Raw genomic sequence first — 7,933 nt, forward strand, 5'->3', positions numbered from 1 at the left:
ACCACCGACACGCGGATTTTCAATCCGCTGCTCTACCAACTGAGCTACCCAGGCCTTTCACGTAACCATGTGCGAGGCGTATTAAACGGATTTCACCCCTCTGAGTCAAGTCGGCTATGCTGATTTTCCGTTTTTTGAACGAAAAAAGTGGTGTGGATCAACTGTTTAGAGTCACAATGCAGCTGGCAGAGTTTATTTTGTTATTGAAAGACGACATAGTCCGCCAATTCTTCCAGGGACTCCAGTTCAGCTATTTCTTCAATCGGTGCCTGCCCCTTTTCTTCCTTGTAAGTCTGATAGGCTCTGGTATCTATAACAATGTCGCCATTTTCTTCCTGAAAGAGGACAGAGTGGTCGCTGATGGCAGAGAGAATGAGCTTCTTTTTGTTGTTAGAGATAGAAATGTCTTTGATGTTCATAGGTCAGGCTCCTAATCAGTTTACTTCTGTTCAGGTACAAAACCTTCGGCGGCATCATAGTCTTCACCGGCGAAAAACTTATCCATCTGTTCGGTCAGGTATTTGCGGGTTTCAGGATCCAGCAGACTGAGGTGTTTCTCGTTAATCAGACGAGTTTGGTGGGCTTGCCATTCACTCCATGCAGACTGGGAAACGTTCTCGTAAACCCACTGGCCTTTGGGGCCTGGCAGAGGTGGCACAGCAAGGCCTTCGGCTTCTTTCTTGAGTTTTACACAGTGTACGGTACGGGCCATGGGTATCCTCTTTCTCACAATCAGTAATAGGGTGGCATCTTAACAAACTATTCGTCAGGACGAGCAGCTGACTTCCAGCTTTTTACTCCACTCAGGGGGCTTTTGAGCATAATGTCCCAGATCAGGATGCTCATCATAGGGTGACTGCAACACTTTCATCAATTGGTCGATTTCACTGTAGTCCCCCTTTTCCGCCTTCTCGATAGCCGTTTGGGCGAGATAATTTCGCAGAATGTATTTGGGGTTGATTTGTTTCATTCGTTCGTGGCGCTGCTGCTCTGGCTCCGGGTTTCGACGAATCCTTTCATCATAGCGTTGCAGCCACTTTTTGAGGAACTCAGGTTCACTGCACAAAGCAATGAATGCTGATACGCCCTGACCTGCACGGTAATCCGACAAGGTACGGAAAAACAGGGTGTAGTCCAGTCGTTGATCATGAAGTTGCTGCAGAAGATCCCTGATCAGATCTGAGTCTTCAGGTTCTTCTTCCTGCAGCCCCAGTTTCTCACTCATCAATGAAAGATATTTGGTTGAGTAAAGCGCGGGATAGCTGTCCAGTATTTTTTGAAGAGTAGATATATCTTCGAGCAGAGGCAAAAACGCCTGTGCCAGTCGGCCACAGTTCCAATAACCGATATCGGGTTGTTGGCTGAAAGCATAGCGGCCGGAATGATCAGAGTGGTTACAGATGAAGTGCCAGTTGAAATCATCCTGAAAGCCGTAGGGCCCGTAATCAAAGGTTTCGCCGAGAATGCTCATGTTGTCGGTATTCATTACCCCATGGGCAAAACCGTTAGCCTGCCAAAGGGCAATCATATGAGCGGTTTTCTCTACCACAGCTTTGAAAAATAAACTGTATTTGTCGTTTTTATCGGGCTGCCCGGAAAAATCAATTCGCTCGGAAAAATAGTTCTGAATGGTAAATTCGACCAGAGTTTCAAGAGCTTCGTGTTGTTTGGTGTAGTAAAAATACTCAAAGTGACCGAAACGGATATGAGTTTTTGCCATTCGCAGCAAGGTAGATCCGCGTTCCTCTGTTTCACGGTAAACCGGAGTGTCGCTGGTCACCACACAAAGGGCACGAGTGGTCGGGATACCCAGATGGAACAAGGCCTCAGAGGCAAGGTACTCACGGATGCAGGAACGTAAAACGGCCCGACCATCACCGAATCGGGAATAGGGTGTCATGCCTGCCCCTTTCAAATGGAGATCCCATATTTCACCTTTTTTGTTGATCACTTCCCCCAGAAGCAAACCTCGCCCATCGCCCAGCTGAGGGTTATAGCTGCCAAACTGATGTCCGGAGTAGATCATTGCCAAAGGGTCGGAATCTTCGGGAAATATTGAGCCTCCACCCATCTGGGTCAACTGCTCTTTACAAGTGTCGCTCAGCTCAAGATCTAGCAGATCAGCGGCTTTCTGACTCACGGCGACCAGCTTGGGATTATCCAGAGGAGTGCCCTGAAGACGGGTATAGAACACGTCTGGCAGCTGGCCAAAGCGGTTATTAAAGTTGAGCTGATCCAGGCTTGTTCTCATTTAGATATTTTCCATACAGAGGACGGAAATGCCACCACTCCCTGTTGCGGCATTGCTGTGGTCAAAGAATACCTGAGTATTTTACTAGGAAATTGACTTGTGTGGGAGAGTTCTTCAGGAAACGGCAGACGACGTAATAGCGCTTTTAAGGTTGACCCATTTGTTGCATGAGCTGATCTTTTTCTTCCCAGAGATCATTAACCCATGCCTGAAAGTCATTACGAAATTCAGCATCCTGCTGGTAGCTGCGACCTATGAACGATTTCGGGATGGTTCGTTTGTCAACATGGATACTGACGCTTTTAATTCGACCACACAGGAAGTCCCAGAAACCCAGCTGGCCTTTTTGATGGTAAACAATGGTGATGTTTAAAAGGGTTCTCACCTGCTCACCCAAAGCTCCAATTACGTAACTGATACCGCCAGCACGGGGTTTCAGCAAATGTTTGAAGGGGGATGACTGCTTTTTGTGCTTCGCCTCGGTAAAACGGGTGCCTTCGAGGTAATTGACGATGGATACCGGCATGGTTTTGAATTTTTCGCAGGCATTAAGGGTGTTTTCCAGATCTTTGCCACGTTTTTCCGGGTGTTTTTCAAGATAGGCTTTGCTGTAACGCTTCATAAATGGGAAGTCGAGAGCCCACCAGCAAAGACCTATAACCGGAACGAAGATCAGTTCCTGTTTGAGAAAGAACTTCATCAAGGGGATTTTTCTGTTGAGCAGCTGTTGCATCAGCAAAATATCGGCCCAGCTTTGATGGTTGGAGGTGATCAGATAATAGCCATTGGGATTCAGGTCATTCAGACCGCTGATATTCAGATGAGTTCCTGTCAGTGCTCTCATCCAGAGGGAGTTGATGCTGATCCATAGCTCAGCCATAAAGTGAGCCATTCGTCCCATCAGGCGACGAAAGCCTTTTAAGGGGACGATGAGTTTTAAAAGAGAAAAACAGAGCAGCGGCACGCTGAGCAACAGGGTGTTGATGATCAAAAGGGAGGCAGATAAACACCCTGTAACGTATTCTTTAAATCGACGGATCATGTTGGACTTGGCGTTCTTTATTGGGGGTTGCGTAGTTTAACTCGAAACTTTTTTCATCTCTAACCCGGAACTTTCACCCCGCTGATCGCCTCTACAGAGTCCTCATGATTTTCGTTAAGAGCTTACTGACTGGAGCTGCCAAGCCCAGCTCGGACGGTTGATCAGGCTGAAACCAGTGCCATCGATCTCCATCCGCTACCGAAGAGGCTTTGGCAGCAAAGGATTTGACCGGAGTGATATCCAGGTGATAATGGCTGAATGTGTGTCGAAATGAAGACCATTCTTCAAAATCTTCCAGACTTAATCCGGTTTTGTTTTGAGCGGCACCAGACAGCTCCTCATCAATCTGGATTTCCGGAAAACCCCAGAGTCCTCCCCAAATACCTGTAGGTGGTCTTTTTTCCAATAGAACCTCTCCAAACTCGTTGATCACCATTAACATGATTATCGATCGTTCCGGCTTATCTTTTTTAGGTTTGGGTTCGGGGTAGCGGGTTTCTTCTCCGGCTTTGTGGGCCACACAGTTTTGCTCTAATGGGCAAATCAGACAGGAAGGTTTGGTCCGGGTGCAAATCATTGCCCCCAGATCCATCATCGCCTGAGTGTAATCTGCATTGCGATGATGTGGGGTAAACCCTTCGGCAATACTCCAGAGTTGTTGTGCTACTGCAGACTGTCCGGGCCAACCAGAAATGGCCTGATAACGGGCCAGTACTCTCTTAACATTACCGTCCAGAATCGGAGCACGAATACCCATACTGATGGACGCTATCGCTCCGGCAGTCGATAAACCGATTCCGGGTAACTGAGTTAATTCTTTAACAGAGCGGGGAAACTCACCGGCAAAAGTATCCATGACCATTTTTGCCGCCTTGTGCAGGTTTCTGGCTCTGCTGTAATATCCGAGCCCGCTCCACAGATGAAGTACATCATCAATCTCCGCTGAAGCCAGGTCTGCAACCTTGGGAAAACGCGACATAAAGTTTTCAAAGTACGGGATGACGGTAGCTACCTGGGTTTGCTGCAGCATGACTTCGCTGATCCAGACCCGGTAAGGGTTGATGTTTTTCTGCCATGGCAGGTTTTTGCGGCCATGACCATCAAACCATTGGAGCACTTGTTGGCTGAAGGCGTCACTATTGCTATCTGGCGACATATAGGGTGTTTGGGCTTAAAAATTGAATTGTACATTCTACTATGAAAAATACGATGAAATGGCCTGCGAATCAGATTTCACAGCGTTTTTATATCTGCATGCGCTGCAAACCGGAAACATGAGCTTCCTCATTTAAGATCAATCATTTGTTTGCTCAGACCCACTTTTACCGGGAGTACAGAATTTCCTTAGAGTATAAGTTTTATTGATTCCTATTATTCAAAAGTTTGAATTTTCTTATTCTCAAAATACATTATTTTATGCACGTACCTTCTAAAAACTGCTCGAACAGCCATGAGCTAAATAAAGCCATGAGCGAATGACTGACAGGCTTGGTAATACGCACGATGAATAAGACTGAAAATCCAGCTCGCACAACTGGCCTGGTATCAAGACTAAGCCGTGTTCCCACTCCTCTGGGAGGTCTGGCTTTAGGCATTGCCAGCCTCGGCGCCGCCTGGTCTCTGGTCATGCCAGATCATTCTCAGGGACTTAAGTTAACCGCTGCTCTGATTGCCGCCATACTGGTCATCAATGTGATGCTGAAATTTATTCTGCACCCGCACCTGATTCGTGAAGATCTTTCACACCCTGTCGTCAGCAGTGTTATGCCAACCTGTGCCATGGCTGCTATGGTGATTGCTTCTGCTCTCATGCCCATTTCCGAATTTGCGGCACGCGCGCTCTGGGTAGCGGCCGTGCTAACTCATCTGGTATTACTGGCAGGTTTTGTGACCAAGCGGGTTAGGGACTTTGATATTGAGCATATGGTGCCCAGCTGGTTTGTACCTCCTGTTGGTATAATCGTGGCTGCGGTCACGAGTCAGGGTATGGGCTTTGAGCCTCTGGTCAAGATGCTGTTTATCTTTGGCCTGCTCTGCTATTTCATAAAGCTGCCCATCATGTTCTACCGCCTGATCTTCAAGAGCACTATTCCTGATGCGGCGCTGCCTACTTTTGCCATTATGGGAGCACCAGCCAGTTTGTCTCTGGCGGGTTATCTGACCATCACCGATAATCCCAGCCTGATCATGATCAGTATTCTGGCGCCACTGGCTATTTTCATGACGGTCATGGTGTATATGGCTTTTATTAAACTGCTGAGGCTGCCATTTTCACCTGGCTATGCCGCTTTCACCTTCCCAATGGTGATTGGTGCCACAGCATTGCTTAAGCTGGAAAGCAAAGTAAATGGTGTCTTTGCTGATCTCTTTTATCAGCTGGGGCTTATTGAACTCGTGGTGGCTACAGTCATTGTCACTTATGTTGCTATTCGCTATATCCTCTTTTATCTGAAGCCCCGCCCACAATTGGCATAACCTGAACAGAAAATAACTGGCTTGATCCATGTGTCCTGCCAGTCTTTTTTGAGTCCAACAGACTTCTATTACGGCTCTGCTGAACCATCCCATCTCGCTCAGAAGGCTCATGCAGTAGGTTAGCGCTGGGCAATATAAACCAGGATTCTTGAATTTTTTTGGAAATTAATAGTCCAAAGCACATGAAGCTTAAAAAAATTAAATACAGTCAATGGAGTGACTAATGAATATAAACTCTTCCAGAACAGATGCATACGGGCTTCATGAAAGCAGCCTTGTTAAAGAAAACGTTGGTGATGAGTTTGATTCAGGGCCGAGCGAAGTCAAGAGCTTTTCAAGAAAGCGCAGGGTTCAAGATAAATCCTCTGCGTTGGTAAAGCAGATACGACGACTTGGTTGTTTTCTGTCAGGTTGCAGTCGTCAGATGCCCAATCAGACTATTCCCGAGCGAACCGTTTCCCATTGGATTGCTACTGATGTTTGTGAGGTTGCAGATGTAGCCAGTAGCAAGGTGAACGTGACGTTTACCGCAGAGGAAGCGGCTGAACGTTTTCGAAATACCATTGAAAATCTTATACATACGTTGAAATATGACGAAATCGCAATGGAATATCTTGAAGATGATCAAAGAGAGGCAATAACCGGGATTTTTATTGATTTTATTTTATGTCAGGAAGGTCTGGTTCATGACCGGTGCTTTACGTTTGAAAGCAGTACCGATAAATATGTGGCTGGCAAGACCATCGGCCTTATGAGGATTGAAGAGATAGAGTCTTACCTGAATGCTATTTTTACCGAACAGGCAGCAGAGGCATCGAAATTTAATAAGCTTAGATTACGTTATAGCCTGGGTGACATGCTGATTGATTATCTTAACAAAAAAGAGAATGTACCGGATGATGTTACTCCAAAGGTTAAGGCTTCAGTTGACTTTCGCGTCTATGAAATTACGTACGAGAAATTGCTGAAGGAGATTTATCCATTTTTTCAAACCCTTCTTGCTGGAAGAGGCTTTTTTTCTGAGTTGGGCGTTGTCTTTAATTTTGCCGTCAAATTCAGGCAGCAACTGATTGATAGTGCTTGTGTACCGCTAACATCCAGCAATATGTTAACTGTTGGTCTGCGCACCAACGAAAGTAATATGAGAGAGTATTTTAATCAACATGTTATGGATGTTATTTTTTCCGGGCGCTGTGATGGTATTGTTAACGCCATGTTTGATGACACTTCTTTTGGAACTGACAATGAAGCGAAACCGGCAAACAGACCAAACCTTAAATTCGGTGAAGAGCTTGAATATGACGTTAAAGATTCCCGAGCCCGGCTTGATGATATTTTTACATATCGACTCAAAGACAAAGGGATGTGTTATCGTCGTATCGCTGACGAACGTGGTACACGATATGGCTTTGATGATAGCTTCACCGTACTCCCTTTTTATGATTCCCAGAATTGGTTTGAAATAAACTGCACGCCTTATCATTCTGGTGACCAGCTTGCGGAATTATCTTTTGAGAAGGTGATTGAAGTCACTGATTCAATGCGCAAGGACGGATTCATTGATTATAGTTCCGGGCATAAACACGTCGATGTCTTGAGTGCTACTCAGGGTGATACCGGTGTGCTTCTGGCGATGGAGTCTGAGATCCAGCGAAACCCATTTTTGCTAAGGGCGTTTGGAAATAATGATCGTATTCTGGAGAACGATGAAGCCAGATGGTATAAAACATTTGCTGATTACAATCCTGACACAAAACCATTTGCCGTAAAACGGTTAAATACGTTCATTGACCGATACAATAAAAAAATACAAGAAAATCATACTGAAAAGCCAAGCCATAAAGGCAACACTGATTCGAAAAAAAAAGAGAGGCTTGAGCAATTTGCACATTTTTATAGTCAGCTTGTTCATATGACGACCATACAAAGGGGGCTTGGTTATATTGATGTTGATATAATGGAAAAATATACGGCTATGTCTTTGTTGCATATTACCGGAGCAAACAGAGTCAATAAATTATCTACGCTGGAGTTTCGTTTTTTCCGATGTCCGAAAACGGTTCAGGAAATCAAATTAATTAACCAATTTTTACACGCCTGGTTTCAATATATTCATCAGTGCAGAAAGGATAAAATCCCTTTGCAGCCTGTCCCTGAAAATATCC

7 protein-coding genes are annotated in these 7,933 nt (G+C 45.5%); 2 read left to right on the plus strand and 5 right to left on the minus strand.

Features of this window, described 5'->3' with window-relative positions:
* Positions 1-200 precede the first annotated feature (200 nt).
* The 5 genes from KDK16_RS10130 to mutY all read right to left on the minus strand — a co-directional run bounded on the left by KDK16_RS10130 (position 201) and on the right by mutY (position 4,449).
* A complete protein-coding gene (locus tag KDK16_RS10130) occupies positions 201-419 on the minus strand; it encodes a hypothetical protein (RefSeq protein WP_257254633.1) in 219 nt (72 codons plus the stop codon).
* A gap of 20 nt (positions 420-439) precedes the next feature.
* Positions 440-712, minus strand: a complete 273-nt coding sequence (locus tag KDK16_RS10135; RefSeq protein ID WP_257254632.1) for an oxidative damage protection protein — start codon at positions 710-712, stop codon at positions 440-442.
* A 54-nt stretch (positions 713-766) separates the two neighbouring features.
* Positions 767-2,251 (minus strand): YdiU family protein, encoded by a 1,485-nt coding sequence (locus tag KDK16_RS10140; protein WP_257275944.1) that lies wholly within the window; start codon positions 2,249-2,251, stop codon positions 767-769.
* Between the two features lie 145 nt (positions 2,252-2,396).
* A complete protein-coding gene (locus tag KDK16_RS10145; protein ID WP_257275946.1) occupies positions 2,397-3,293 on the minus strand; it encodes an acyltransferase in 897 nt (298 codons plus the stop codon).
* A gap of 91 nt (positions 3,294-3,384) precedes the next feature.
* Positions 3,385-4,449: an A/G-specific adenine glycosylase gene (gene mutY, locus KDK16_RS10150; RefSeq protein WP_257275947.1), complete on the minus strand. Its 1,065-nt coding sequence runs from the start codon at positions 4,447-4,449 to the stop codon at positions 3,385-3,387.
* Between the two features lie 332 nt (positions 4,450-4,781).
* Here mutY and KDK16_RS10155 point away from each other — a divergent pair, with 332 nt between their 5' ends.
* Together KDK16_RS10155 and KDK16_RS10160 are read left to right on the plus strand one after the other, a co-directional pair.
* Positions 4,782-5,768, plus strand: a complete 987-nt coding sequence (locus KDK16_RS10155; protein WP_257275948.1) for a TDT family transporter — start codon at positions 4,782-4,784, stop codon at positions 5,766-5,768.
* A gap of 223 nt (positions 5,769-5,991) precedes the next feature.
* On the plus strand, positions 5,992-7,933 hold a 1,942-nt coding region (locus KDK16_RS10160; protein ID WP_257275949.1), incomplete at its 3' end, for a hypothetical protein.

The sequence above is a fragment of the Endozoicomonas sp. SESOKO4 genome, assembly GCF_024606275.1.